Source organism: Sulfitobacter sp. D7 (genome assembly GCF_003611275.1).
GTDB lineage: Bacteria > Pseudomonadota > Alphaproteobacteria > Rhodobacterales > Rhodobacteraceae > Sulfitobacter > Sulfitobacter profundi.
This window is the reverse complement of sequence record NZ_CP020694.1, coordinates 3,284,829-3,310,430: the sequence shown is the minus strand read 5'-3', so window position 1 is coordinate 3,310,430 and position 25,602 is coordinate 3,284,829. Positions and strand designations below refer to the sequence as shown.

Genomic DNA, 25,602 nt, shown 5'->3' with positions numbered 1-25,602 from the left:
ATAACCCCTGAATAGGAGCCGAAATGTCCGGTCTCGACCCTGTTGATCTCACCGCAAAACTGGTGCGCTGCGCCTCTGTCACCCCCGTCAACGATGGTGCGTTGGAAGTGCTGGAAGAGGTGCTGGGCGCGGCTGGGTTCGACTGTACGCGCGTGGACCGGGGCGGCATTTGCAACCTTTTTGCCCGCTGGGGCAACAAGGGCAACACCAAGTCTTTCGGCTTTAACGGTCACACCGATGTGGTCCCCATCGGGGATGAGGCCGACTGGTCGATGCCCCCCTTCGGAGCCGAGATCAAAGACGGCATCATGTATGGCCGCGGCACCACCGACATGAAATCCGGCGTGGCGGCCTTTGTCGCGGCGGCGGTTGATTTCGTCAAAGACACACCGCCCGATGGTTCCATCGTGCTGGCGATCACCGGGGACGAAGAGGGCGACGCGCTCGACGGGACCACGGCGCTGTTGGACTATATGACCGAGAACGGCGAGCGGATGGATGTCTGCCTTGTGGGGGAGCCGACTTGCCCCGAAACCATGGGCGACATGATCAAGATCGGGCGGCGCGGGTCGATGAACGCGCATTTCAAGGTGACGGGCAAACAGGGCCACGCGGCCTATCCGCACCGGGCCAACAACCCGCTGCCCGCGATGATGCGGCTGATGGACCGTTTGGCCAGCCATGAGTTGGATCAGGGCAGCGATCATTTCGATCCGTCGACACTGGCGGTTGTCACGGTCGACACTGGCAACAAAGCCACCAACGTGATCCCGGCGCAGTGCCGCGGCGCGGTGAATATCCGGTTCAACGACCACCATTCAGGCGCAAGCCTCAGCGATTGGCTGCGCGGCGAAGCGCACAAAATCGCCGAGCAATTCGGCCTACAGGTGGAGGTGGAGATCAAGATCTCCGGCGAGAGCTTTATCACCCCGCCGGGCGCTCTGTCCGATCTGGTTTCGGGCGCGGTCGAGGCGGAGACTGGGGTGAAGCCGGAACTCTCGACCACCGGCGGCACCTCGGACGCGCGTTTTGTCAAAGCGCATTGCCCGGTGGTCGAGTTCGGTTTGGTCGGCCAGTCCATGCACCAAGTCGATGAACATGTGCGGGTCGAACATATCGGACAGCTTAAATCCATCTACACCCGCGTGCTGCGGAATTATTTCACGTGAAACCAACGCTCATCGTTATGGTAAAAGAACCGCATCCCGGTCGGGTGAAAACCCGGCTGGGCCGTGACCTTGGCATGGTGGGCGCGGCATGGTGGTTTCGCCACCAGACGCGCCGCCTGCTGCGCCGCATTGAAGATCCACGTTGGCAGGTGGTGCTGGCTGTCGCGCCGGATGTCGAAGGGCTGCAAAGTCGGGTTTGGCCCGCGCATTTGCCCCGCTGGCCGCAGGGCAGGGGCAATCTGGGCGACCGCATGGCACGGATGCTACGCGCCGCACCCGGCCCGGCCTGTGTGATCGGGGCGGATATTCCCGGCATTAATCGCAAGGAACTTGCGCGGGCCTTCGATGCGCTCGGACGACATGACGCGGTCTTTGGCCCCGCGCCCGATGGGGGCTACTGGCTGGTGGGGTTGAAACACCCCCACCGCGCACCGCCCAGCCTGTTCGACGCTGTGCGCTGGTCCGGCCCGCACGCGCTGGCCGACAGTCGCGCGACCCTGCCGGGCTACCGGATTGCGCAAGTTTCGACCCTGCGCGACGTGGACGAAATTCACGATTTGCCATGACGACAGGGGGGCTGCGTGCTACCTGCTGAATTATGAGCAAGATACCCAGCAAATCCGAGATCCTCGATTGGATCGAACAGAACCCCACGCTGACCGCCAAGCGCGACATCGCCAAAGCCTTTGGCATCAAAGGTGCGGCGCGGATCGACCTGAAGCGCGTGTTGAAAGAACTGGAGGCCGAGGGCCATCTGGAAAAGCGCCAGCGCAGCTATCAGGATCCGGATCGCTTGCCGCCTGTCTCGGTGCTGCTGGTCACCGGGCCGGACAAGGATGGTGATCTGTTTGCCAAGCCGATGGAATGGCATGGCGAGGGGAAAGAGCCCGTCGTGCTGTTGATCCCGCGCGACAGTGATCCCGCCCTTGGCGAAGGCGACCGCATTCTGGCACGGCTGACGCTGGTGAAAGGCGAAGACCACCATTATGAGGCGCGGCTGATCCGCCGCATTGGCAGCAATCCGAAAAAGGTCTTGGGCATCTTCCGCAAGGCTGCCGAGGGCGGGCGGATCGTGCCAATCGACAAGGGCGCTGACCGTGAATGGCGCGTCGGGGCGGACCATACCCACGGGGCCAAAGACGGTGAACTGGTCGAAGCCGAGCAGGCCGGGCCAAAGGGGCGCATGGGCTCCCCCCGTGCCCGCATCGTCGAGCGGTTGGGCGACCCGTCCGAGCCGCGCGCGGTGTCGCTCATCGCGATCCACCAGCACGGCATTCCCGATGATTTCCCCGATGATGTGGTCGAACAGGCCGATGCCGCCAAACCGCAGGGCCTTAAGGGCCGCGAAGACCTGCGTGACCTGCCGCTGGTCACCATCGACCCGTCCGATGCACGCGACCATGATGACGCCTGCTATGCCCATGCGGATGAGGACCCCAAGAACGAAGGCGGTCATGTCGTCTGGGTCGCCATCGCGGATGTGGCCGCCTATGTCACGCCCGGTTCAGCGCTGGATATCGAGGCGCGCAAACGGGGTAACTCGACCTATTTCCCCGACCGGGTGGTGCCGATGCTGCCGGATCGCCTGTCGGGCGATCTGTGCTCATTGCACGAAGGTGTCCCGCGCGCCTGTATCGCCGTGCGTATGGTGCTGGATGCCAAGGGCAACAAGACCGGCCATACGTTCCATCGCGGGCTGATGCGTTCGCCCGCATCCTTGCATTACGAAGAGGTGCAGGACGCCATTGACGGCAACCCGAACGACCGCACTGGCCCGCTGTTGGAGCTTGTGCTGAAACCGCTTTATGCCGCCTACGGCGCGCTGAAAACCGCGCGGGCCGAGCGGCAGCCGCTTGAGTTGGACCTACCGGAACGCCGGATTGAGTTGGGTGACGATGGCAAGGTGAAATCGGTCAACTTCCGCGAACGGCTCGACGCGCATAAGCTGATCGAAGAGTTCATGGTGCTGGCCAATGTCGCCGCCGCCGAGACACTGCTGAAAAAGAAAACCCCGCTGCTGTTCCGTATCCACGAGGAACCCTCGCCGGAGAAGCTTGAGTCCTTGCGCGAAACGGCGCAGGCGGCAGGCTTTACGCTGGCTAAGGGGCAGGTTTTGCAGACCGCGCATCTTAACCGCCTGCTGGATCAGGCGGCGGGGACGAATGATGCGGAGCTGATCAACCTCAGCACCCTGCGGTCGATGACGCAGGCCTATTACGGGCCCGCGCATATCGGGCACTTTGGCCTCGCCCTGCGGTCTTATGCGCATTTTACCTCTCCGATCCGGCGCTATGCCGACCTGATTGTGCACCGTGCGCTAATCACGGCGCATGGCTGGGGCAAGGACGGTTTGACCCCGGAAGAGATCGAAGGGCTGGAACAGACCGGCGCGCATATCTCGGATACCGAGCGGCGCTCAATGGTGGCAGAGCGCGACACGACTGACCGCTACCTCGCCGCCTTCTTGTCAGAGCGTGTGGGCAATGAGTTCACCGGTCGGATCAGCGGCATCGCCCGGTTCGGGGCCTTCGTGAAGCTGGACGAGACTGGAGCGGATGGGCTGGTGCCGATGCGGTCTTTGGGGCGCGAGTACTTTCACCATGATCCAGAGGCGCAGACGCTGATGGGGTCCGATACCGGCATGATCATCGGCATCGGCCAACGGGTGACCGTACGGCTGGCCGAGGCGGTGCCCGTCACCGGGGGCATCGCACTGGAACTGCTTGAGATCGAAGATAAAAAGGTCAAGCAAGGCGGGGGTGGCAGTCGGCGCAGCCCGGCAGGCCGCAATCCGCGCGGCAAGGCCGTGAAGGCCAAGCGCAAGAAGGACAAGATCAAGCGCAAAGTGACCCGCACCCGCCGCTGAGACGGCAAACAGGCGGAGCTTCGCGGATGGCCGCGCCCCTCCCTTTCCACCGGGGCGGGGCGGGCATAGGATTTGTCGCAACTCTATGAGGTGAGGCGATTATGATCCGGCATTACGCGATGATTTCAGGCATTCTTGCGACCGCAGGCATGGGGGCTCCGGCCTTTGGGTCTGGTCCTGCTGAATCTACGCGGCCCGCGCCGCGCACGTCGCAGGCCGTGGTTGTTTCCGCCACCCCGGCAGAGCAAGCCGCCCCAGAGGCCACCGGAGATGAGGCCGGGTTGCGCGCTTGGGTGACGGAATTCCGGCCCCGCGCCCTGCAGCAGGGCATCGACCCGGATGTCTTTGACCGCGCGCTGGATACGGTGCTCTATGATACCGAGGTGATCCGCCGCGACCGCAACCAGTCGGAGTTTACCAAAACGATCTGGGATTACCTCGACACCGCGACCTCGGATCTGCGGGTGCAGAACGGGCAAAAGGCGTTGGCCCAGTGGGAGCGCACGCTGGAAGATATCGAAATCAAATATGGCGTTGAGAAAGAGATCGTCACCGCGATCTGGGGGCTAGAGAGCGCCTATGGCAGTTTCCGAGGCGGCGACAGCGTGCTGAATTCGCTGGCCACCCTCGCCTACGACGCGCGGCGGGCGGAATTTTTCGAGGGCGAATTGCTGGACGCTCTGCGTATTTTGCAGGCGGGCGATACCGATGCAGAGCAATTGCGTGGCTCTTGGGCGGGCGCGATGGGGCATACGCAGTTCATGCCGTCGTCCTTCCACGCCCATGCCGTCGATTGGGACGGTGACGGGCGGCGGGACATTTGGGGCGACAACCCCAGCGATGCGCTGGCCTCTACCGCTGCATATCTCAAGCATTTCGGCTGGACGACGGGCCAGCCTTGGGGTGTCGAAGTGGCCCTGCCCGAGGGGTTTGACTATCTGCTGGCCGACCGTGAGGTGACCAAGACCCCGGCGGAATGGGCCGACCTTGGCGTGACAGCGTTGAATGGCGACGCGGTGGCGGATCACGGGCCCGCGTCGATCCTGCTGCCCGCAGGTGCGCAGGGCGCGGCCTTTATGATCTTCCCGAATTTCGCGGTGATCGAGCGCTATAACACGGCGGATGCCTATGTCATCGGCGTCGGCCATTTGGCCGACCGGATCGACGGCGCGGGGGAGATAAAGCAAGAGTGGCCCCGCGAGGACCGCGCGCTGAGTTTTGATGAGCGGATCGAATTGCAGACCCTGCTGACGAAGGCGGGTTTTGACACGCAAAAGATCGACGCCAAGATCGGCCCGCTGACCGTCAATGCCGTGCGCAGCTATCAGCAGTCCGAGGGGATCGCGCCGGATGGCTATGCTTCGCCCCGGCTGCTGGCCCGACTGCGAAACGAATAAAGGGCCGCCCCCAAACGGGGGCAGCCCGGGTCGTTTAGGACGCAGCTTTCAGCATGTCCTTGTCTTTCAGATCGGTATAGGTCGCATCCAGCGCCTTGGTCGCCCGTGCGGCGAAGATCTTGATCTCTTCGGGCGTGATGATCAGCGGCGGAGAGATGATCATCCGGTCGCCGACATGGCGCATTACCAGATTATTGGCAAAGCAATGCTCCCGGCAGGTGTAGCCAGCGACGCCCCCGTCCGCGAATTGCGCACGGCTTTCCTTATCCGGCGTCAGCGGCAGAGACGCCATCAGGCCAGAGACGTTGACCCCGCCAACCAGCGGATGCTCTCCCAGCTTATCCAGCGCCTCTTTCAGCGCGGGGGCGGCGACGTCTCGCACATGGTCGACGATGTTCTCTTCTTGCATGATGCGCAGGTTTTCCAGCGCCACGGCGGCACAGACCGGGTGACCGGAATAGGTGTAGCCATGGTTGAATTCGCAGGCGTTGATGACCTCGGCCACTTCGTCACACACAATCGACCCGCCAATCGGCGCGTAGCCCGAGCTGAGGCCCTTGGCGATGGTCATGATATGCGGCTTGATCCCCATGGTTTGCGAGCCGAACCAGTTCCCTGTCCGGCCAAAGCCACAGATCACCTCGTCGGCGATCAACAGAATGTCGTGTTTGTCGCAAATGCGCTGAATCTCGGGCCAGTAGGTGCTGGGCGGAATGACAACCCCGCCGGCGCCCTGCACGGGTTCGGCAATGAAGGCGGCAACCTTGTCGGCACCCAGTTCGACGATCTTCGCGTCCAGCTCCTGCGCCCGTTTCAGGCCGAAGTTCTCGGGCGACATATCACCGCCCTCGGCATACCAATCGGGCTGACCGATGTGATGGATGCCGGGGATCGGCAGGCCGCCTTGCTCATGCATATAGGTCATGCCGCCCAGACTGGCCGACCCGACCGAAGAGCCGTGATAAGCATTCTTGCGGCTGATGATATGGCTCTTCTCGGGCTTGCCCTTTTGCGCCCAATAGGTGCGGACCATGCGCAGGTTGGTGTCGTTCGCCTCTGATCCGGACCCGGCGAAAAAGACATGGTTCAAATCACCGGGAGCGAGGTCGGCCAGTTCCTTGGCCAGCGCGATGGCGGGCACATGGGTCGTTTGGAAGAAGGTGTTGTAATAGGGCAGTTCGTTCATCTGCCGTGCGGCGACCTTGCCCATCTCTTCGCGGCCATAGCCAAGGTTCACACACCACAGCCCCGCCATCGCATCGAGGATTTCATTCCCCTCGCTGTCGGTCAAATAGATGCCCTTGGCCCGTGTGATGATGCGCGCGCCCTTGTCGCCCAAATCATCATTGGTGGTGAAAGGATGCATATGATGCGCCGCATCAAGCGCTTGAAGGTCCGCGGTGGGGAGGTGATTCGTAATGGGCGGCATGTCTGTGCACCTTCTATCTGCGTGAAAAATAAGCTTCGCTGCAGAATATGATCAAATTATAGCATGTCAATCGAATCAACGCGGAATGGGCAACCCATCAAGGGCGGCGCGGATTTGGGTCATTCCTTGTGCAACATCGCCTGCCATGACCTCACCCGCCAATGCGGCATCCCCGGCGGCAAAGGCCGCAAGAAGTTCTGCGTGTTTATCGGGCAGATTGCTGGTGCCATAGCGCCCGCAAACCACGCGAAGCGAGGGGCCGAAACGCAGCCACAACCGGTCCACCGTGGCGGCCATGATGGGCGCCTCTGCAAGGTCGTAGATCATCCTGTGAAAGCTGTAGTTCTGCATCAGATAGCCACCGACATCGCCCCGATCAATGGCAAGGTTCAGCGCGTTGTCGCAATCATGCAGAGCGTTCAAGCGCCCGTCTGTCATGCGGTTTGCGGCGCGTTTGGTCAGTTCCGGCTCTAGCGTTTCACGCATGAATCCCAGTTCTTCCAGCCCGGCGTGGGTCAGCTCTGGCACGGTGACACGGCGGTTGCCCAAATGGGTCAGCGCCCCTTCGGAGATCAGGCGTCGGATGGCCTCGCGCACGGGCGTCATGCCTGCATCCAACGCGGCGGTCAGACCTTGGATCGTAACCCCCTGTCCGGGGGCCAAATCGCCAAAGAGAATCATCTTGCGCAGACGTTCGTAAACATGCTGATGGATTGGTGTCTTGACCGCCGCATCGGCGGCGGGAAGCAATCTCGGATCGGTCTTTTCTGAACCCATGGGAGCGGTCTTTCCGTCTTGTTTCGCCGTGTGTTGCAGCATTTCATTCTGCATGAAAGCATAAACCATCTTGCCCGAGGAGGCAAAACTTGATCAAATTGACGAAAGGTGGGGATCAACCCGACCTGTCTAACGGGAGTATGAAATGAAACATGTGCTACTAAGCAGCGTCGCCGTCGCCACCTTGATGGCAGGTGCCGCCACTGCCGAAACGGTCCGCGTCTACAACTGGTCGGATTATATCGACGAATCCCTGCTGGATAAATTCGAAGAAGAGACCGGCATCGAACTGGTCTATGACGTGTTCGACAGCAACGAAGTGCTAGAGACCAAAATGCTGGCCGGTGGGTCGGGCTATGACGTGGTTGTCCCCTCGGGCACCTTCCTGCAGCGCCAGATCACTGCCGGTGCATTTCAGCCGCTGGATGCCTCCAAGCTGCCCAACCTTGAAAATATGTGGGATGTGGTTTCCTCGCGGACCGAACAATATGATCCCGACAACGCGCATTCGATCAACTACATGTGGGGCACCACAGGCATCGGCGTGAACCTCGGCAAGGTCAAAGAAGCTTTGGGCGAAGACGCCCCGGTCGATTCTTGGGACCTGGTTTTCGACCCTGCCAATATGGAGAAACTGGCCGATTGCGGCGTGCATTTCCTCGATGCCCCGGCCGAGATGATCCCGGCGGCGCTGAACTACATCGGCGAAGACCCCAACAGCCATGACCCCGATGTAATCGCAAAGGCGGAGGAGGTCTTCATGCCGGTCCGCCCCTACATCCAAAAATTCCACTCCTCGGAATATATCAATGCTTTGGCCAACGGTGATGTCTGCGTCGCAGTCGGCTGGTCCGGCGATATTCTGCAGGCCCGCGACCGCGCGGCCGAAGCCGACAACGGCGTTGAGATCGCCTACAACGCCCCCTCCGAAGGGGCGCAGATGTGGTTCGACCAGATGGCCATCCCGGTCGACGCGCCAAACCCCGAGGGCGCGCATAAGTTTCTGAACTTCATCATGGACGCCGAGAATATGGCGGCAGCGTCGAACTACGTGTACTACGCGAACGGCAACAAAGCCTCGCAAGAGCATTTGGTCGAGGATGTGATCGGCGACCCGGCGATCTACCCTTCCGAAGCGGCGCTGAACAACCTGTTCACCACCACACCCTACCCGCCGAAAGTGCAGCGCGTGGTGACCCGGCTCTGGACCAAGATCAAGTCTGGTACCTGATCCGAGACAGGGGGTGCGGCCAGTCTGGTCGCGCCCCTTTTTCTTGCCCCGCGACCCGATCAAAGCCCGATCAAAGGATGTCTCAACCGTGAGCCCAACCGTCTTCGCCCCCTGGAACGACCCCGACGAAAAACCGCTCATTCGCTTTAAGAATGTAACTAAGAAATTCGGTGAATTCGTCGCCATCGACGACCTGTCTTTGGACATTTATGCGCAGGAATTCTTTGCTCTGCTGGGCCCATCGGGCTGCGGCAAGACGACGATGATGCGGATGCTGGCGGGGTTTGAAAACCCAACCTCCGGGCAAATCGAACTGGCCGGGCAAGACATCGGCCCGGTGCCGCCGAACAAACGGGCGGTGAACATGATGTTCCAGTCCTATGCGCTGTTCCCGCATCTTAGCATCTGGGACAACATCGCCTTTGGTCTGCGCCGCGACAAAATGGACAAGGACGCGATTGCGGCCCGTGTGGCCGAGATGCTGAAACTGACCCGGCTAGAGAAATTCGCCCGCCGCAAACCGCATCAGATCTCCGGCGGCCAACGGCAGCGCGTTGCACTGGCGCGGTCGCTGGCAAAAGCGCCGAAGCTTTTGCTCTTGGATGAACCCTTGGGCGCGCTCGATAAAAAATTGCGCCAAGACACCCAGTTCGAGCTGATGGATATTCAAGAATCCACCGGCACAACTTTTGTTATCGTGACCCACGACCAAGAAGAGGCGATGACCGTCGCCTCCCGCGTGGCGGTGATGGACGAGGGGCGCGTCATTCAGGTGGCCACCCCGGCTGAAATCTATGAGGCGCCGAATTCCGTCTACGTGGCCGACTTCATCGGCGACGTGAACATCATCGAAGCCAGCACCAAGGCCATTGGCCAAGACCAATATCATCTGAACTGGATCGACGGGCAGCCGCCGCTGACCGCGACCTCTGCCGTGCCGTTCAGCGAGGGGCAGCAGGCCCATCTGGCGATCCGACCCGAGAAAATTCGTATCTCGACCGACCGGCCCGAGGATGCCCCCAATGCGCTACAGGGCAAAGTGCTCGACATCGCGTATCTGGGAAACCTCAGCACCTATCACGTCGAACTGCCCGGGGGGCAGGTGATCAAAGCGCAGACAGCCAACACCCGGCGCATCGCGCGGCGCGACATCACGTGGGAAGACCCCGTTTGGATTTCATGGAGCGCCACCGCAGGCGTCTTGTTGGCGCAATGAACATGCGTCGCTTCGCCCTGATCGCGGTCCCCTATTTCTGGCTGCTGGCGCTGTTTCTGGTGCCTTTCCTGATTGTTTTCAAAATCTCCTTGTCTGACACGGCGCTGGCGATTCCGCCCTACACGCCGACCATCAAGGATGGCATCGGCGCGCTGATCGCCCAATTGGATTTCGAGAATTTCACCTTCCTCGCCTCCGACGATCTGTATTGGAAAGCCTACCTTAGTTCGCTGCGCATCGCTGTGGTCTCGACCGTCTTTACGCTGTTGGTCGGCTATCCTATCGCCTACGGCATGGCCCGCGCCCCCGAAGAGTGGCGCGCCACATTGATGATGTTGGTGATCTTACCCTTCTGGACCTCCTTCCTGATCCGCGTCTATGCGTGGATGGGCATTCTCAGCAACGAAGGGCTGCTGAATCAATTGCTGATGGGGTTGGGTCTAACGGCAGAGCCTTTACAGATCCTTAATACCAATACGGCAGTCTATATCGGCATCGTCTATACCTACCTGCCGTTCATGATCTTGCCGATTTACGCTGCGCTGGACCGTCTGGATGAATCGCTAAACGAGGCCGCCGAAGATTTGGGCTGTTCGCGGCTGCAAGCCTTCTGGCTGGTAACGATCCCGTTGTCGCGCAATGGCATCGTGGCGGGCAGTTTTCTGGTCTTCATCCCCGCCTTGGGCGAATTCGTGATCCCCTCGCTACTGGGCGGGTCGGGCACGCTGATGATCGGCAAAGTGCTTTGGGAAGAGTTCTTTAACAACCGCGACTGGCCGGTGGCGAGCGCCGTTGCCGTGATCTTGCTGCTGATCCTGATCATCCCGATCATCCTGTTCCAGCGCAACCAGCAGAAACAGGCGGAGGCCGAACAATGAAGCGGATGACATGGTTCAACGTGACCTCACTGACGCTGGGGTTTGCCTTTCTTTACCTGCCGATGATCATTCTGGTGATCTACAGCTTCAACGCCTCGAAACTGGTGACGGTTTGGGCCGGTTTTTCGACCCGTTGGTATAGCGAGTTGCTGCAAAACGAAGCCTTTTTGAACGCCGCTTGGGTCACGATCAAGGTCGCGGTGATTTCGTCGTCGATCGCCACGGTGCTGGGCACGATGGCCGCCTATGTGCTGGTGCGCGGCGGGCGCTTTATGGGGCGGACGCTGTTTTCCGGTATGATCTACGCGCCGCTGGTGATGCCCGAGGTGATCACCGGCCTGTCGCTGCTTTTGCTGTTCATCGGCATCGGGCTGGACCGGGGCGTGCTGACCATCGTGCTGGCGCATACGACCTTTTCGATGTGCTACGTCTCGGTCGTCGTGTCTTCGCGGCTGGTGTCTTTTGACCGCTCGTTGGAGGAGGCCGCGCTTGATCTGGGTTCGTCTCCTTGGGAGGCGTTTCGTCTGGTCACCCTGCCGATCATCGCGCCTGCGGTGATCTCGGGCTGGCTCTTGGCCTTCACGCTGAGCCTTGATGATCTGGTGATCGCCTCCTTCACCGCCGGGCCGTCGGCGACGACGTTGCCGATCAAAATCTTCAGCGCCGTGCGTTTGGGGGTCTCGCCTGAGATCAACGCGCTGTCGACGATCATGATCGCCATCGTCACTGTCGGTGTCATCACCGCGTCGTTGGTCAGCAAACGCTCCAGCCTACGCGCGCAAGAGGAGGCCCGTGCGGCGGAACGGCCCGCCTCATGAGGCGCATCTACGCGGATTTCGCCTATTCCGAGGCACCGCGCGCGGGATGCTGGTGGGATGAAACCTGCGCCGCGCCGGCCTGCCCGGCGCAAGAGGGCGACGCGCAGGCCGATGTGGCGATCATCGGCGGCGGGTTCACCGGTCTCAACGCGGCGCTGCATCTGGCGCAAGCCGGGGTAGGGGCCACGGTGCTGGAGGCCGAGCGCGTTGGCTTTGGCGCATCCGGCCGCAACGGGGGCTTTTGCTGTTTGGGCGGCGGGATGCTCGACGATGCGGCGCTCGACCGCAAATTCGGGCGGCAAGAGCGGCTTGCGTGGCGGCAGGCCGAGAAGGCAGCGATAGGGCAGGTGGAGGATTTCATCACCACCAGTGGCGTCGACGTAGACCGTCATTCCCACGGCGAAACCCAACTGGCCCACCGCCCGCGCGATTTTGATGAGATGCGCGGCAAGCTGGATTATTACGCAGAGAATTACGGCGTCACGGCACGGCTGACCGAAAAGGCCAATTTGGCCGCAGAGGGGCTGAGCGCGGGCTTCGAAGGCGCGATCACTGTGCCGATTGGATTTGGCCTGAACCCCCGCAAATATGTGACCGCCCTAGCGCAGGCCGCAGAAGACGCGGGGGCCACGGTCTATCACAACAGCCTAGCCCTCAACGTGACACGGCGCGACGGCGCATTCGACGTCACCACCCCCAAGGGGCGCATCCGCGCCGAGCGGGTGATCATCGCCACCAACGGCTATTCCTCCGAAGACCTGCCGCCGTGGCTTGCCGCACGTTACATGCCAACGCAGTCCAGCGTGATCGTGACCCGCCCAATGACCGAGGCAGAGTTGTCTGCCCAAGGCTGGACCAGCCGACAGGCCTGCTATGACAGCCGCCACCTGCTGCATTACTTCCGCCTGATGCCCGACAATCGCATGTTGTTCGGTGTGCGCGGCGGTCTGCTGTCGAGCCCAGCGTCCGAGGCGCGCGCCCTGCGCCGCGCGCGGGCAGATTTCGAGGCGATGTTCCCCGCGTGGCGCGATGTAGAGACACCGCATGGATGGTCCGGAATGGTCTGTATCGCCCGCAACCGCATGCCCTTTGTAGGCGAGGTGCCGGATCAGCCGGGCATGTTCGCGGGGCTGTGCTACCACGGCAATGGTGTGGCGATGGCCAGCTATTCCGGTGCGCTTTTGGCTGATCTGGTACGCGGCAAGACGCCAGAGCGGCCCTACCCCGCCCCCATGCGCGCCCCGCTTGCGCGGTTCGAGTTGGGCCGCTTTCGCCGGGCGGTCATGCCCTTTGCCTATGCGGGGTTTGCGCTGTCGGACCGTTAAAGGCGCTTAGCCTTGCTCTGACGCTCCGCGTTCTTTTGCCAGCATGATCTGACGTTGGCGCTCGCGAAAACGCTCTTTGTCGGCGTCCGATGTCTCTTCCGCACACTGATGACAGGACACGCCAGCCTCATAGGCGGGGTGTGTCGTATCGTCAGGCAGGATCGGGCGGCGGCAGCCGTGGCAGAGCATATGCGGCCCCTCGCGCAGCCCGTGGCCGACGCTGACGCGGTTGTCAAAGACAAAGCAATCGCCTTCCCACGTGCTTTCCTGTTCGGGCACCTCTTCGAGGTACTTCAGGATGCCGCCTTTGAGGTGAAAGACATCCTCAACCCCCTGACCGATCAGATAATTGGTCGATTTCTCGCAACGGATGCCGCCGGTGCAGAACATCGCGATCTTCTTGTTGTGGAAACGGTCTTTGTTCGCCTCCCACCATTCGGGGAATTCGCCGAAACTTTCGGTCTGCGGGTCGACCGCCCCTTCAAAGGTGCCGATGGCCACTTCGTAATTGTTGCGCGTGTCGATCACCGCCACATCGGGCGAGCGGATCAACTCGTTCCACTCTTTGGGGTCGACGTAGTGCCCCACCTTTGCGCGCGGATCGACATCGGGCTGGCCCATGGTGACGATCTCACGCTTGATGCGGACCTTCATCTTGCCAAAAGGCGGCTTGTCGCTGGTGGCTTCTTTCCATTCCAGATCGGCGCAGCCGGGCAGGGCGCGCAGATGGGCGATCACTGCGTCGATCCCGGCGCGCGGCCCGGCGATGGTGCCGTTCACCCCTTCGGGAGCCAAAAGCAGCGTGCCCATGACCGATTGCGCCTCGCAAAGCGCCAGCAGCGCAGGCTTAAGCGCTGCGGGATCCTCAAAACGGGTGAAGTGATATAGGGCGGCAATGGTATACATGAGCGTCAAATAAGCGCTTCGGGCGCAAAGCTCAATCCGGGGCGTGCCATTGACCTAACCCACCCGCAGCCCTACCCCTTTGAACGCCCTACCCCTTTGAACGGAGGAGACTGCCCATGACCCATGCCCTGATCGTGATCGACGTCCAAAATGATTTCTGCCCCGGCGGCGCGCTGGAAGTGCCCCAAGGCGATGAGATTCTGCGCGGCATCAATGCGCTGATGTCTGAGTTCGACGCCGTGATCTTGACGCAGGATTGGCACCCGGCGGGGCATTCGTCATTCGCCTCTTCGCATAAGAACAATACGCCCTACGAGATCGTCACCATGCCCTACGGCCCGCAGGTGCTGTGGCCCGATCATTGCATCCAAGGCAGCATCGGCGCGCAGTTCCACCCCGAGCTGCAAGCCGACCGCGCCGATCTGATCATCCGCAAGGGCTATAACCCCGACATCGACAGCTATTCGGCGTTTTTTGAGAATGATCACCGCACCCCCACAGGGCTCGAAGGCTACCTGCGCACGCGCGGGATCGAACGGCTGACGATGGTTGGGCTGGCGCTGGATTTCTGCGTGAACTTCTCGGCTGTGGATGCGGCAAAGCTGGGGTTCAAGGTGGATGTCCGCGAAGACCTGTGCCGCGCGATCGATCTGGACGGGTCGCTGGCCAAAGCCCGCGAAGGCATGCGCGCGGCGGGGGTGACGCTGGCCTAATCCGCCGCTTTCCCCTTGCCCATCTGGCCGCGCCCTTGGCATGAAGGGGCATGCAATAAGGAACCTCCCATGGTCGACATCGCCACCCGCGTCTATAACCACAAGTGGAAGATCGACCCCATCGTGCGGTCGCTGATCGACACGGATTTCTACAAGCTGCTGATGTGCCAGTCGGTGTTTCGCAACAAGCCGGACACGCAGGTCACCTTTAGCCTGATCAACCGCTCTACCCATATCCCGCTGGCCAAGCTGATCGACGAAGGCGAACTGCGCGAGCAGTTGGATCATATCCGCTCGCTCAGTCTCAGCCGCGGCGAAAGCACTTGGCTGCGCGGCAATACCTTCTATGGCAAGCGCCAGATGTTCCGCCCGGATTTCATGGAGTGGTTCGAAGGCATGCGCCTGCCGCCCTACCATCTGGAGCGGAAGGGCGATCAATATGAACTGACCTTTGAGGGCAAGTGGCACGAGGTCATGCTGTGGGAGATCCCCGCGCTGGCGGTGCTGATGGAGTTGCGCAGCCGTGCAGCACTTGACCCGATGGGCAAGTTCGAGCTTCAGGTGCTGTACGCCCGCGCGATGACCCGTGTCTGGGAAAAGATCGAGGCGCTGCGCGAGGTGGATAACCTCTCGATCGCGGATTTTGGCACCCGGCGGCGGCATTCGTACCTTTGGCAGGATTGGTGCGTGCAGGCGATGCACGAGGGGCTGGGCAATGCTTTCACCGGCACCTCTAACTGCCGCATCGCCATGATGCGTGAGCTAGAGGCGATTGGTACGAACGCGCATGAGTTGCCGATGGTCTATGCCGCGCTGGCCGATGATGATGAAGAGCTCGCTCGCGCACCTTACGTCGTGCTGTCGGATTGGCATGACGAACACGAAGGCAATCTGCGGATCATCCTGCCGGATACCTATGGCACCAAGGGTTTCCTTGACCACGCGCCCGACTGGCTGGCGGGCTGGACCGGCATCCGCGTCGACAGCGGTGATCCGGCCACGGCGGCGCAGACGGCCATCGACTGGTGGCGCGCGCGCGGAGAGGATCCGACGGCCAAGCGGGTGATCTTTAGCGATGGGCTGGATGTCGATAAGATCAAAGAACTTCAGGCGCAGTTCGCGGGTAAGGCCAAGGTCTCCTTTGGCTGGGGCACGTTGCTGACCAATGACTTCCGCGGGTTGGTGCCGAACGATGCGCTGGCACCCTTCAGCCTTGTCTGCAAAGCGGTCAGCGCCAATGGGCGGCCCACGGTTAAACTGTCGGACAACCCCAACAAAGCGATGGGCCCGGCGGATGAGATCGCGCGCTACAAACGGGTCTTCGGGGTAGGAGAGCAGGACGCGCAGCAGGTGATCGTCTAAGGGTCAGTCCTGACCAATGGCCGTCATCGGAAATTCCGCCGTGGCGATCAATCCGTCGGACTGCCAGTCATAGTGCAACGTGCCACCGACCGCGCGGGTCAGCGATTGGATGATCCGCGAGCCGCTGTCGCGGTCGGATTTCGTCACCTCCGGGCCACCGATTTCCTGCCAGACGAATCGCAGACGGGCGGGCGCTTGAAGAAGCGCGATGTCCAGCGACACCCGCCCCGTCTCGGTGCTGAGCGCGCCATGTTTCACCGCGTTTGTCGCCAACTCATGCAGGGCCAGCGTCAGGGGCGAGACGAGGCGGTGCGAAATCAGCGGGTTCGCCCCCGAGAGTTTGATCTGCTCTTCGGTGGCCGAGGTATAGGCGCGAATGATCGGCCCTATCAGGGTTTTAAAATCCACCTCATGCTGGTCACTGCGGCCAATCGTGTCGAAATGCGCCGCGCCCAAAGCCGAAAGCCGGTCGATCACCTTGTTGGCAAAGGCTGCTGGGGTCGGCTCTTCGCGGGCGGTCAAACGGACCATGGCGGTCATGACGTTCACAATATTGCGCAGCCGGTGCAGCAATTCGTCATCGGCCAGTTTGCGGTGTTCGCTTTCTAATCGGCGGCGTTCGGAGACATCGAGTTGCGAGCCGAAGAAATAGATCAGGTTGCCGTCTTCGTCATTGATCGGGCCCAGTTGCAGGGCGTTCAGAAAGCGGCTGCCGTCTTTGCGGTAGTTCACGATCTCGACCGTATCGACCCGGCGGCCCAACAGGATGTTGCGCACCGCGTCGATACTTTCGCGCGTGGTATCCGGCCCTTGCAAAAAGCGGCAGTTCTGCCCAACGATCTCCTCCAAGCGATAGCCGGTAAGATCGGTGAAAGCCTCATTAACATAGACGATCGGATTGTCCGGCAGGGTCGGGTCGGTGATGCACAGCGGCAAGCGGGCGTAGCGCACGACCTTGCCTAAAACGTCATCGGTCAGGGTCTGCCGAGCGGCCGAGACCGTCTTTTCGTTCATGAATTGCCGCCCTTCGCTCGAAACTGGCCGACAATGTGCCCTGTGCGTGGCTTTTGGGTCAACCCGCATACTGGGGTTTGGGCCATATTTGTCTACTAGATGCTGTATGCGCGATCGCGTTTCGTCTTGCTCAATAAATGCGGCTTGTCATGAAGGGTCGAAAATGCGTAATTGAGGGCGCTTGGTGTCCCGAGAAGCGCCTGTTGGTGTGGGACCGAAAAGGGAATTCAGTAAGGGATCGCAAGACCCCGAAGCCGAAGCCGCCCCCGCGACTGTAAGCGGTGAGCCAATGCCCCTCGTGCCACTTGTCCATTCGGACGGGGAAGGCGGGCAAAGGTCACGACCCGCGAGCCAGGAGACCTGCCAGGCGAATGAAACGCTAGATGCCGTCGGGTGTGACGGTAAGGAGACTGAAGATGACGACATTGATTAAGACCGCTGGGATCAAAACCGCCGGCGCCACGCGCAGCAAATTCGTACCCGCGCTGTTCGCCGCTATGATGGGCGTTGCCCTGATGGCGCTGACCGGCCACGTGCAGGCTGCAGCATTGCATGATGCCGCCCATGACGTGCGCCACGCGACAGGCTTTCCCTGCCACTAAGCGCCCGTGTTCGGTATCACAGGGGTCCGGGCTGCCATGTCGCAGTCCGGCTGTCTGTGATTCTGCCATTTATCAATGCCTGCCTTTTGCCGCTCAGCCGTGCCTGCCGCTTGCCGCGTCGGAAGGGCTGCGCCGCATCTTGAGGCTGGGTGATGTCCTCGGTCCGCTTTTTGCGTGGCGCCGAGCTTCATTTCGCATCTAAGGATCATTGCGATGTTTTCACGTTTCCTGACCTCTGCACTTTTTGCAGGGGCGTCTGCCGGGCTGCTGACGGGCCTGTTGCAACTCTATTTCGTGCAGCCCGTGCTGCTTCATGCCGAACTTTATGAGACCGGCGCACTGGTGCATTTCGGGGCCGATGTGGTCAGCGCGCATCCCGATCTGCCCGGTTTCGATGCCGTCCGCGACGGGCTGAGCCTGATCTTCACCATGCTGACCTATACCGCCTATGCGCTGATCCTGCTCGCCGCGATGAGCTTTGGCGAAGAGCGCGGTGCGGTGATTGATGGCCGCCGGGGCATCCTTTGGGGTGTGGCGGGCTTCGTCGCTTTCCACCTCGCGCCGGGGTTCAGCCTTGCGCCCGAGGTGCCCGGCGTGGCCGCGGCAGACATCACCGCGCGGCAGATCTGGTGGTTCGCCACGGCGGGGGCGGCGCTGGTGGCGCTCTGGCTGCTGGCCTTCGGCAATGGTTGGGCCGCATGGATCGGCGCGGCGGTGTTGCTGTTGGCCCCGCATGTCGTCGGTGCACCCGAGCCCGACAGCTTCAGCGGCCCGGTGCCCACTGAGATCGGCGCGCTTTTTGCCGCCCGCGCACTTGGTATCGGCCTTGCCGCATGGGTTCTGCTGGGCAGCTTCGCCGGGTACTTTTGGCAACGTGAAGGCGCGCGTAGCGCCTGAGGGAGGTCAAGATGGACAGATCACTGGCACTATTCGCCATCGGATTGGTCTTTGGCGGTGGCATTGGTTTTGCCATCGCCGCAAGCAACGGTGTGACCTTCGACGGCCATGACCATGGCGACCCTGCCGCCCATGGCGGGATGGACCACGGCGGCGCAGACCACGCACGTATGCACGGCCAGCCTATCGCGCTTGCCGCCGAAGACGCCCCCAGCCTCGCGATCCGCGTGACACCTGACCCAATGTCAGGCCATAACCTTTACGTAGAGACCGAAGGCTTTGCCTTTGCCCCGCAAAACGCCAGCGGGGACAACCAACCGGGCGAGGGCCACGCCCATGTCTATATCAACGGCACCAAGATCGGGCGGCTTTATGGCCCATGGCTGCATCTGCCTGATCTGCCCAAGGGCGCGGTCACGGTTGAGGTCACGCTTAACGCCAATGATCACCGCCCCTTGGCGGTAAACGGTACGCCGATTACCGCGCGCGAGGTGCTGACAGTTGAATAATCGCCCCGCTTCCCCTTTTCATAACGGGCCGGAGCGCATACCCGGCACGCATAACCCGATGGGACCAGATCAATGAGCACGACCCTACATGTCTGCATGACCTGCCGCGCAGGCGAGGTGCTGGAAGAAGACGCCCCGCGCCCCGGCGCGCAGCTTCACGCCGCCCTTGACGCCACAGGTGCGCCCGAGGGCGTAACAATCGTGCCGGTGCAATGTCTTTCCGCCTGTTCGCAGGGCGCCGCCGTGGCGCTCTCTGCGCCGGGCAAATGGTCCTATGTTTATGGTCGTCTGACCAAGGAAGACGCCGCCGACATCCTTGCCGGTGCCGCCGCCTATGCCGCCACCGAAGACGGGTTGGTGCCATGGCGCGAACGCCCGGTCATCTTTCGCAAGCAAAGCCTTGCGCGTATCCCCCCTTTGACCCTGCCGCAGGAGCCTTCCGCATGAGCGATCTCGCCAAAATTCCCGTTACCGTCATCACCGGCTTTCTCGGCGCTGGTAAAACCACGCTGATCCGCCACCTGATGACCAATGCAGGCGGGCGTCGCCTTGCCGTCTTGGTCAATGAGTTCGGCACCGTGGGTGTGGATGGCGACATCCTGAAATCCTGCGCCATTGATGATTGCCCGGCTGAAAACATCGTCGAACTGGCCAATGGCTGCATCTGTTGCACCGTGGCGGATGATTTTATTCCAACCATCGAAGCGCTGATGGCCCTGCCGACGCGCCCTGATCACATCCTGATCGAAACCTCCGGGCTGGCCCTGCCGAAACCGCTGCTGAAAGCCTTTGACTGGCCCGCGATCCGCTCGAAGATCACCGTCGATGGAGTCATCGCGCTGGCCGATGCCGAGGCCGTGGCCGCGGGCACTTTTGCCGCCGATGTCGCTGCCGTTGATGCGCAGCGTCTGGCTGATGACAGTCTCGACCACGAAACTCCGCTGTCCGAAGTCTTTGAAGATCAAATCTCCTGCGCCGATATCATCCTGATGTCCAAGGCCGACCTGGCCGGCCCAGAAGGCCTCGCCAAGGCCCGCAAGGTGATCGAAGCGGAGAGCCCGCGCGAAATTCCGATCCTGGAGATGACCGAGGGCGTGATCGACCCCAAGGTCGTGCTGGGCCTCAACGCCGCTGCCGAAGACGACCTCGCCGCGCGCCCCTCGCACCACGATGGCCACGACGATCACGAGCATGACGATTTCGAAACCGTGGTGATCCCGATGCCGGAAGTGGCGGATGTCGAGGCGCTGGTCGCCTCAATCGAGCGGCTCGCGCGCGAGCAGAACATCCTGCGCGTGAAGGGTTATGTCGCTGTCGAGGGCAAGCCAATGCGCCTGTTGGTGCAGGCCGTGGGTGCGCGGGTGCGTCAGCAGTTCGACCGCCCTTGGGGCAGCGACCCGCGCGCGGGGCATTTGGTGGTCATCGCGGAACATGACGACATCAACCTCGCCGCGATCCGCGACGTATTGGGAGCCTAACCGCGCATGCATGTCGTCTTTCGCGAAAGCCACGGGTTGGAGGATACCGACACCCCCTATGATCCGGGCCAAACGCCTGCTGATCTGGTGGTGCTGTCGTTTTCCGACAGTGATCTGGGCGCTTTCGCGGCAGGCTGGCATCGCGGCGGCGGCAAGGAGGGCAAGCTGCCCTCCCTGCGGCTGTGCAACCTTGTGGCGTTGCGGCACCCTGCGTCGGTCGACAACTACATCGAACAGACGTTGACCGGGGCCAAGGGCATCCTGATCCGCCTCATCGGGGGCGAGAACTATTGGCCCTACGGCATCATGCAGGTCCAAGATTTCGCCCGCCGCAATGACATCGCGCTGGCCGTGCTGCCTGCCGATGGGCGCGAAGACCCGGGGCTCGACGCGCATTCGACTTTGCCGGTTTCCACGCTCCGCCGTCTTGCGCATCTCTGTGACGCGGGCGGCCCGGTGGCGGCGCAGGCCGCGCTGGCGCAGATGGCACTGGCGGCGGGCTTCTATGCCGGGCCGGTCATGGGCACGAAAACGGTGCCTGACTGCGGTTATTACGACCCTGATCAAGGCGTCGTGCCTTTTGCCGATGCGGCGGGCGATACTGTCGCTGTCACATTTTACCGCAGCTACCTTCTGGCCGCCGATACCGCGCCCGTCGATGCACTGATCCGCGCCTTGCGGGCGGCGGAGCTGAATGCCATCGGGCTGTTTGTCCCCTCGCTGAAATCCGATCCCGCGCGGAGCTTTTTGGACGATGCATTGGCCGCGATGGAGCCGGTTTCAATCATCAACGCCACCGCTTTTTCGGGCCGTGGGGATGACGGCAGCTCCCCGCTCGACGTGCCGGGCTGCCCGGTGTTCCAAGTGGCACTTTCAACCGCGCGGCGGCGTGATTGGGACGAGAGCGAGCGCGGCCTTTCGCCCGCCGATCTGGCCATGCATGTGGTCCTGCCCGAGGTGGATGGCCGTATTTTCACCGGCGTCGTCAGTTTCAAAAGCCCCGAAAAACGCGACCCCGATCTGCAATATTCCCGCTTTGCCCACCGGGCCGAGGATGCCCGCATCGCCGCCGTCGTGGCGCGTGTGCTGGGCTGGCATCGTCTGGCGCAGACCCCTGCGGACGCGCGCAAACTGGCACTGGTGCTCTCGACCTATCCGGGGCGGGACGATCAACTTGCCCACGCGGTCGGGCTTGATGCGCTGGCCAGTGTCGAAGATATGCTGATGCGGCTGGCGGGCGAGGGCTATAGCGTCACGCCGCAGATCGGTTTTGGCCGCAGCCTCACCGAACAGCGCATCTCTTGGCCGCTTGCCGACTACCACGCCGCCTTGGCCAGCCTGCCACAGACGCTGCGCGATGACCTTCGCGACGCATGGGGCGCGGTTGAGGATGATCCGCTGGTTCAAGATGGCGCGTTCCACTTCGCCGCGCAAACCTGCGGCAACGCGCTGGTCGCGCTGCAACCGGAACGCGGCGATCTGCAAGACCGCGAAGACAGCTATCACGACCTCGCCCGCACCCCGCGCCATTCCTATGTGGCCTTCTACCTCTGGCTGCGCGCGCAGGGGCATCACGCGCTGGTGCATATCGGCGCGCATGGCACGCTGGAGTGGCTGCCGGGCAAGGCTGTGGCTCTGTCGGACGACTGCTGGCCCGAGGCGCTGACCGGCGATCTGCCGGTGATCTATCCGTTCATCGTCAATGATCCGGGCGAAGCGGCACAGGCCAAGCGGCGCATCGGGGCGGTGACGCTGGGCCATCTGCCCCCGCCGCTGAAAGACAGCGAAACGCCCGAGGGGCTGTTGCGGCTGGAACGGCTGCTGGATGAATATTCTACCGCCGATGGGCTCGACCCCGCGCGCCGCGACCGTCTGGTCGACACGATCCGCGCCGAGGCGCAGGCGGCGGGGGTCGAAGATGACCTTGGCCTTGATGCTGCCAGTTCCGCCGCCGAGGCGTTGACCCGGATCGACCGTTTCGTCTGTGACATAAAGGAGAGCCAATACGGCGATGGCCTCCATATTTTTGGCGCGGGAGAGGGCGAATGGGATGGGCTGCTGACCGCGCTTGCGGGGCGGCGCGTCACTGCTGGTCCTTCCGGCTCCCCCTATCGCGGGCGCTCGGATGTGTTGCCTACGGGGCGCAACCTCTATGCCGTCGATCCGCGCGGCGTACCCAGCCGGGCCGCCCATGCGCAGGGGGTGAAACTCGCCGAAGAATTGCTCAGGCGGCATCTGCAAGACAACGGCGACTGGCCGCGCGGGTTGGTGATTGACCTTTGGGGCTCCGCCACCATGCGCACGGCGGGCGAAGAAGTCGCTATGGCCATGCATCTCGCGGGGCTTGCGCCAAAATGGGATGACGGCAGTGAGCGGGTGTCGGGCTTTGAGGTACTGCCGCTGACCTTGCTGGACCGTCCGCGCATTGACGTGACGCTGCGCATCTCAGGCCTGTTCCGCGATGTGTTTCCGGGGCTGGGGCAGATTTTTGAAGCAGGTTCAGCCGCGCTGGCCGAGCGTGAAGAAGCGCCCGATATGAACCCCTACCTCACCCGCACGCCGCGCGTCTTTGGCCCCAAGCCCGGCCTTTACGGCGTGAACATGGAAGCGGCTCTGCAAGACTACTCGGACGCAGGTCGCGCCGCGGCGGGGGAGGCGTGGCTGAGCGGATCAGAGTGGGCGATCAACGCCCAAGGCGAGGCGCATAAGGACCGCGCCGCGCTGGAGGCGCAGTTGCACCGCGCCGATGGTTTTGCCCATGTGCAGGACTTGGCCGAAAGCGATATCCTGCTCGCGTCGGACTATGCCAGCCACGAAGGCGGTTTTGCCGCCGCGATGGCGCATCTGGGTGCGCAGAAGCCCGCGATGTACCACCTTGACCACACCCGCGCAGGCAGCCCCCGCGCGCGGTCGATGCCCGAAGAAATCGCCCGCGTCGTGCGCGCCCGTGCCGCCAACCCCGGCTGGGCCAGCGGCATGATGCGCCACGGTTTTCGCGGCGCGGCAGAGGTGGCGGCGACGCTCGACAACCTCGCCGCCTTTGCGCATTTGACGCGCGAAGTGCCTGCGCATCTCTTTGATCTCTATTTCGACGCCACGCTGGGCCGCGACGATCTGGTGGCCTTTATGGAGGCCGAGAACCCCGCCGCTTTGCAGGCCATGCGCGACCGTTTCGCAGCCCTTCGAGACGCAGGGCTTTGGATGACGCGCCGCAATTCGATTTCGGCCACCTTGGACGGGGTGGAGTGAGCGTTGCACCCGTCATCAAGGGCTGGTGCCCCGGCGCGCTGCGGCCAATGCTGTCGGGTGATGGGCTGGTGGTCCGCCTCCGGGTGCCGCAGGGGCGGTTGACCCCAGCCCAAGCACGTGGCGTCGCAGAGCTGGCGCTGCGTTATGGCAACGGGATGCTCGACCTGTCGAACCGGGGCAATCTGCAACTGCGCGGGATTGATCCCGAGCGGCGTGAGGGGCTGATCGACGCGCTTCGTGCGCTAGCATTGATTGATGTGAATGAGGGGGCTGAACGGCGGCGCAACCTCATGGTGATGCCCTTCTGGCAAGCGGGCGATGATACGGATCATCTGACCCAGCAGTTGACCGCCGCTGCGCAGAGCCACGCGCTGCCCGCTGTCTCCAGCAAATTCGGCTATGCGGTCGATGCCGGGGCGCAGCCGGTGTTGCAGGCAGACCCCGCCGACATTCGATTTGAGCGGGCGGCGGACGGGCGGCTTTTGCTCTGCGCTGAGGGGGCGGAGATGGGAAAGCCCATCTCCCGCGATACCGCCGTGACCGAGGCCATCGCTTTGGCCGCATGGGTTCGCGCGCAGGGTGCCACCCGTGCCGCCCGCGCATTAGAGGCGGGGGCGACCTTACCAACGGGTTTCGACCATCCCCGGCAAAGCGGCCCCGCCACTCCGACGCTCGGTCTCTATCCAGCGGGAGCGCTCGTCGCCAGCGCTTTCGGTCAGATGGACGCGGAAACGCTCACTGTCCTTGCTGACCTTGGCCCGCTGCGCCTGACCCCGTGGCGGATGGTGCTGATTGAAGGTGCCACGGCCCTGCCTGACCTGCCGGGCCTCATCACCGATGCCGCCGACCCGCTCCTGCGCGTCGTCGCCTGTATCGGCGCACCCGGTTGTGCTCAGGCACGCGGCGAGACGCGCGGACTGGCACGAGACCTTGCCGTTTCGGTGCCGCCGGGCCAACGCCTGCATATCTCAGGCTGCGCCAAGGGCTGTGCTGCACCGCGTGCCACAGACCTCACCCTGACCGCCACCGCGCCGGGCCAATATGACCTTATCCGCAATGCCCGCGCCGATGCGGCTCCTGATCTGCGCGGGCTAACCCCCGCCGCCATCGCCTCTCACTTTAGAAAGTCCGCCGATGCCCCATAGCTATATCACCGACGGTGCCGAGATTTACCGCCAGTCCTTTGCCACCATCCGTGCCGAGGCGGCGCTAGCGCGTTTCACCCCCGAAGAAGAGATCGTCGCCGTGCGCATGGTCCACGCCGCGGGCATGGTCGGGCTGGAGGAACACATCCGCTTTTCCGAAGGCATGGCCGTGGCCGCGCGGGCGGCGCTGGAGGACGGCGCGCCGATCCTCTGCGACGCCTACATGGTCAGCGAAGGCATCACCCGCAAACGTCTGCCGCGCGAGAATGAGGTGATCTGCACCCTGCGCGACCCCTCAGTGCCGGATTTGGCCGCCGAGATGAGCAACACCCGCTCCGCCGCCGCGCTGGAACTGTGGCGGCCGCATCTGAAAGGCGCGGTGGTGGCCATCGGCAATGCGCCGACGGCGCTGTTTCACCTGCTCAACATGCTCGAAGACCCCGACTGCCCGCGCCCGGCGGCGATCATCGGCTGCCCGGTGGGCTTCATCGGCGCGGCGGAATCGAAAGATGCGTTGATGCAAGATTTGCCAGTGCCTTCGATGATTGTGCAGGGGCGTTTGGGCGGCTCGGCGATCACCGTGGCGGCGGTGAACGCGCTGGCAAGCAGGGTGGAATGAAG

At 62.6% G+C, this 25,602-nt stretch carries 23 protein-coding genes and 1 riboswitch; of the genes, 19 read left to right on the top strand and 4 right to left on the bottom strand.

Going from position 1 to position 25,602, the window contains the following annotated elements:
* Positions 1-23: 23 nt before the first annotated feature.
* The 4 genes from dapE to B5M07_RS16235 all read left to right on the top strand — a co-directional run bounded on the left by dapE (position 24) and on the right by B5M07_RS16235 (position 5,432).
* Entirely contained in the window at positions 24-1,169 is a 1,146-nt protein-coding gene (gene dapE, locus B5M07_RS16250; RefSeq protein ID WP_120352059.1) for a succinyl-diaminopimelate desuccinylase, read from the top strand.
* The gene (locus tag B5M07_RS16245) at positions 1,166-1,735 is read left to right on the top strand and encodes a TIGR04282 family arsenosugar biosynthesis glycosyltransferase (RefSeq protein WP_120352058.1); all 570 of its coding nucleotides are present in this window, start codon (positions 1,166-1,168) and stop codon (positions 1,733-1,735) included. Before dapE ends, B5M07_RS16245 begins: the two co-directional genes overlap by 4 nt.
* 32 nt (positions 1,736-1,767) lie before the next feature.
* Entirely contained in the window at positions 1,768-4,035 is a 2,268-nt protein-coding gene (gene rnr / locus B5M07_RS16240) for a ribonuclease R (RefSeq protein WP_120352057.1), read from the top strand.
* Between the two features lie 101 nt (positions 4,036-4,136).
* On the top strand, positions 4,137-5,432 hold the full coding sequence (locus B5M07_RS16235) for a lytic murein transglycosylase (protein WP_120352056.1): 1,296 nt from the start codon (positions 4,137-4,139) through the stop codon (positions 5,430-5,432).
* A 34-nt stretch (positions 5,433-5,466) separates the two neighbouring features.
* On the opposite strand, the gene B5M07_RS16230 is transcribed toward B5M07_RS16235, so the two are convergent.
* Together B5M07_RS16230 and B5M07_RS16225 are read right to left on the bottom strand one after the other, a co-directional pair.
* Positions 5,467-6,861 carry an aspartate aminotransferase family protein gene (locus B5M07_RS16230; RefSeq protein ID WP_120352055.1) on the bottom strand — a complete coding sequence of 465 codons (1,395 nt, stop codon included), beginning with the start codon at positions 6,859-6,861 and terminating at the stop codon, positions 5,467-5,469.
* Positions 6,862-6,936: 75 nt separating this feature from the next.
* The gene (locus B5M07_RS16225; protein ID WP_082849432.1) at positions 6,937-7,638 is read right to left on the bottom strand and encodes a GntR family transcriptional regulator; all 702 of its coding nucleotides are present in this window, start codon (positions 7,636-7,638) and stop codon (positions 6,937-6,939) included.
* A 145-nt stretch (positions 7,639-7,783) separates the two neighbouring features.
* Between B5M07_RS16225 and B5M07_RS16220 the strand changes: the two genes are divergently transcribed.
* From B5M07_RS16220 to B5M07_RS16200, 5 genes are all read left to right on the top strand, one after another.
* The gene (locus B5M07_RS16220; protein ID WP_067622306.1) at positions 7,784-8,869 is read left to right on the top strand and encodes a polyamine ABC transporter substrate-binding protein; all 1,086 of its coding nucleotides are present in this window, start codon (positions 7,784-7,786) and stop codon (positions 8,867-8,869) included.
* An 88-nt stretch (positions 8,870-8,957) separates the two neighbouring features.
* Positions 8,958-10,085, top strand: a complete 1,128-nt coding sequence (locus tag B5M07_RS16215) for an ABC transporter ATP-binding protein (RefSeq protein WP_120352054.1) — start codon at positions 8,958-8,960, stop codon at positions 10,083-10,085.
* A 2-nt stretch (positions 10,086-10,087) separates the two neighbouring features.
* Positions 10,088-10,963, top strand: coding sequence for an ABC transporter permease subunit (locus B5M07_RS16210; RefSeq protein ID WP_120352053.1), 876 nt, complete (start codon positions 10,088-10,090; stop codon positions 10,961-10,963).
* The gene (locus B5M07_RS16205) at positions 10,960-11,781 is read left to right on the top strand and encodes an ABC transporter permease (RefSeq protein WP_120352052.1); all 822 of its coding nucleotides are present in this window, start codon (positions 10,960-10,962) and stop codon (positions 11,779-11,781) included. The genes B5M07_RS16210 and B5M07_RS16205 overlap by 4 nt, the downstream gene beginning before the upstream one ends.
* Positions 11,778-13,106, top strand: coding sequence for an NAD(P)/FAD-dependent oxidoreductase (locus B5M07_RS16200; RefSeq protein ID WP_120352051.1), 1,329 nt, complete (start codon positions 11,778-11,780; stop codon positions 13,104-13,106). The genes B5M07_RS16205 and B5M07_RS16200 overlap by 4 nt, the downstream gene beginning before the upstream one ends.
* Positions 13,107-13,112: 6 nt before the next feature.
* On the opposite strand, the gene trhO is transcribed toward B5M07_RS16200, so the two are convergent.
* The gene (gene trhO, locus B5M07_RS16195; RefSeq protein WP_120352050.1) at positions 13,113-14,012 is read right to left on the bottom strand and encodes an oxygen-dependent tRNA uridine(34) hydroxylase TrhO; all 900 of its coding nucleotides are present in this window, start codon (positions 14,010-14,012) and stop codon (positions 13,113-13,115) included.
* Between the two features lie 116 nt (positions 14,013-14,128).
* Here trhO and pncA point away from each other — a divergent pair, with 116 nt between their 5' ends.
* Positions 14,129-14,725 carry a bifunctional nicotinamidase/pyrazinamidase gene (pncA, locus tag B5M07_RS16190; protein ID WP_120352049.1) on the top strand — a complete coding sequence of 199 codons (597 nt, stop codon included), beginning with the start codon at positions 14,129-14,131 and terminating at the stop codon, positions 14,723-14,725.
* A 69-nt stretch (positions 14,726-14,794) separates the two neighbouring features.
* The gene (pncB, locus tag B5M07_RS16185) at positions 14,795-16,087 is read left to right on the top strand and encodes a nicotinate phosphoribosyltransferase (RefSeq protein ID WP_120352048.1); all 1,293 of its coding nucleotides are present in this window, start codon (positions 14,795-14,797) and stop codon (positions 16,085-16,087) included.
* A 3-nt stretch (positions 16,088-16,090) separates the two neighbouring features.
* Here the strand turns inward: pncB and B5M07_RS16180 are convergent, their stop codons facing one another.
* Positions 16,091-17,101 (bottom strand): PAS domain-containing protein, encoded by a 1,011-nt coding sequence (locus B5M07_RS16180; protein ID WP_120352047.1) that lies wholly within the window; start codon positions 17,099-17,101, stop codon positions 16,091-16,093.
* Between the two features lie 165 nt (positions 17,102-17,266).
* A riboswitch (cobalamin riboswitch) is annotated at positions 17,267-17,483 on the top strand.
* A gap of 34 nt (positions 17,484-17,517) precedes the next feature.
* Between B5M07_RS16180 and B5M07_RS16175 the strand changes: the two genes are divergently transcribed.
* The 8 genes from B5M07_RS16175 to B5M07_RS16140 all read left to right on the top strand — a co-directional run bounded on the left by B5M07_RS16175 (position 17,518) and on the right by B5M07_RS16140 (position 25,600).
* Complete coding sequence (locus tag B5M07_RS16175; protein WP_120352046.1) at positions 17,518-17,703, top strand: CbtB domain-containing protein; 186 nt, start codon at positions 17,518-17,520, stop codon at positions 17,701-17,703.
* Positions 17,704-17,916: 213 nt separating this feature from the next.
* Positions 17,917-18,600, top strand: a complete 684-nt coding sequence (locus B5M07_RS16170; RefSeq protein ID WP_120352045.1) for a CbtA family protein — start codon at positions 17,917-17,919, stop codon at positions 18,598-18,600.
* A gap of 11 nt (positions 18,601-18,611) precedes the next feature.
* On the top strand, positions 18,612-19,109 hold the full coding sequence (locus tag B5M07_RS16165) for a hypothetical protein (protein ID WP_120352044.1): 498 nt from the start codon (positions 18,612-18,614) through the stop codon (positions 19,107-19,109).
* 72 nt (positions 19,110-19,181) lie between these two features.
* Positions 19,182-19,556: a DUF1636 family protein gene (locus tag B5M07_RS16160; protein ID WP_120352043.1), complete on the top strand. Its 375-nt coding sequence runs from the start codon at positions 19,182-19,184 to the stop codon at positions 19,554-19,556.
* A complete protein-coding gene (gene cobW / locus B5M07_RS16155; RefSeq protein WP_120352042.1) occupies positions 19,553-20,587 on the top strand; it encodes a cobalamin biosynthesis protein CobW in 1,035 nt (344 codons plus the stop codon). The genes B5M07_RS16160 and cobW overlap by 4 nt, the downstream gene beginning before the upstream one ends.
* A gap of 6 nt (positions 20,588-20,593) precedes the next feature.
* The gene (gene cobN / locus B5M07_RS16150; protein WP_120352041.1) at positions 20,594-23,836 is read left to right on the top strand and encodes a cobaltochelatase subunit CobN; all 3,243 of its coding nucleotides are present in this window, start codon (positions 20,594-20,596) and stop codon (positions 23,834-23,836) included.
* Positions 23,833-24,981: a precorrin-3B synthase gene (gene cobG / locus B5M07_RS16145; RefSeq protein WP_254693938.1), complete on the top strand. Its 1,149-nt coding sequence runs from the start codon at positions 23,833-23,835 to the stop codon at positions 24,979-24,981. The genes cobN and cobG overlap by 4 nt, the downstream gene beginning before the upstream one ends.
* Positions 24,971-25,600: a precorrin-8X methylmutase gene (locus tag B5M07_RS16140; protein WP_120352039.1), complete on the top strand. Its 630-nt coding sequence runs from the start codon at positions 24,971-24,973 to the stop codon at positions 25,598-25,600. Before cobG ends, B5M07_RS16140 begins: the two co-directional genes overlap by 11 nt.
* The last annotated feature ends 2 nt before the right edge of the window (positions 25,601-25,602 follow it).

What these genes read in the sequence shown, in the direction of transcription:
- dapE (WP_120352059.1), top strand. Translation starts at nt 24, where the DNA reads ATGTCCGGTCTCGACCCTGTTGATCTCACCGCAAAACTGGTGCGCTGC.
- rnr (WP_120352057.1), top strand. Translation starts at nt 1,768, where the DNA reads ATGAGCAAGATACCCAGCAAATCCGAGATCCTCGATTGGATCGAACAG.
- B5M07_RS16235 (WP_120352056.1), top strand. Translation starts at nt 4,137, where the DNA reads ATGATCCGGCATTACGCGATGATTTCAGGCATTCTTGCGACCGCAGGC.
- B5M07_RS16230 (WP_120352055.1), bottom strand. Translation starts at nt 6,861, where the DNA reads ATGCCGCCCATTACGAATCACCTCCCCACCGCGGACCTTCAAGCGCTT.
- B5M07_RS16225 (WP_082849432.1), bottom strand. Translation starts at nt 7,638, where the DNA reads ATGGGTTCAGAAAAGACCGATCCGAGATTGCTTCCCGCCGCCGATGCG.
- B5M07_RS16220 (WP_067622306.1), top strand. Translation starts at nt 7,784, where the DNA reads ATGAAACATGTGCTACTAAGCAGCGTCGCCGTCGCCACCTTGATGGCA.
- B5M07_RS16210 (WP_120352053.1), top strand. Translation starts at nt 10,088, where the DNA reads ATGCGTCGCTTCGCCCTGATCGCGGTCCCCTATTTCTGGCTGCTGGCG.
- B5M07_RS16205 (WP_120352052.1), top strand. Translation starts at nt 10,960, where the DNA reads ATGAAGCGGATGACATGGTTCAACGTGACCTCACTGACGCTGGGGTTT.
- B5M07_RS16200 (WP_120352051.1), top strand. Translation starts at nt 11,778, where the DNA reads ATGAGGCGCATCTACGCGGATTTCGCCTATTCCGAGGCACCGCGCGCG.
- trhO (WP_120352050.1), bottom strand. Translation starts at nt 14,012, where the DNA reads ATGTATACCATTGCCGCCCTATATCACTTCACCCGTTTTGAGGATCCC.
- pncA (WP_120352049.1), top strand. Translation starts at nt 14,129, where the DNA reads ATGACCCATGCCCTGATCGTGATCGACGTCCAAAATGATTTCTGCCCC.
- pncB (WP_120352048.1), top strand. Translation starts at nt 14,795, where the DNA reads ATGGTCGACATCGCCACCCGCGTCTATAACCACAAGTGGAAGATCGAC.
- B5M07_RS16180 (WP_120352047.1), bottom strand. Translation starts at nt 17,101, where the DNA reads ATGAACGAAAAGACGGTCTCGGCCGCTCGGCAGACCCTGACCGATGAC.
- B5M07_RS16175 (WP_120352046.1), top strand. Translation starts at nt 17,518, where the DNA reads ATGACGACATTGATTAAGACCGCTGGGATCAAAACCGCCGGCGCCACG.
- B5M07_RS16170 (WP_120352045.1), top strand. Translation starts at nt 17,917, where the DNA reads ATGTTTTCACGTTTCCTGACCTCTGCACTTTTTGCAGGGGCGTCTGCC.
- B5M07_RS16165 (WP_120352044.1), top strand. Translation starts at nt 18,612, where the DNA reads ATGGACAGATCACTGGCACTATTCGCCATCGGATTGGTCTTTGGCGGT.
- B5M07_RS16160 (WP_120352043.1), top strand. Translation starts at nt 19,182, where the DNA reads ATGAGCACGACCCTACATGTCTGCATGACCTGCCGCGCAGGCGAGGTG.
- cobW (WP_120352042.1), top strand. Translation starts at nt 19,553, where the DNA reads ATGAGCGATCTCGCCAAAATTCCCGTTACCGTCATCACCGGCTTTCTC.
- cobN (WP_120352041.1), top strand. Translation starts at nt 20,594, where the DNA reads ATGCATGTCGTCTTTCGCGAAAGCCACGGGTTGGAGGATACCGACACC.
- B5M07_RS16140 (WP_120352039.1), top strand. Translation starts at nt 24,971, where the DNA reads ATGCCCCATAGCTATATCACCGACGGTGCCGAGATTTACCGCCAGTCC.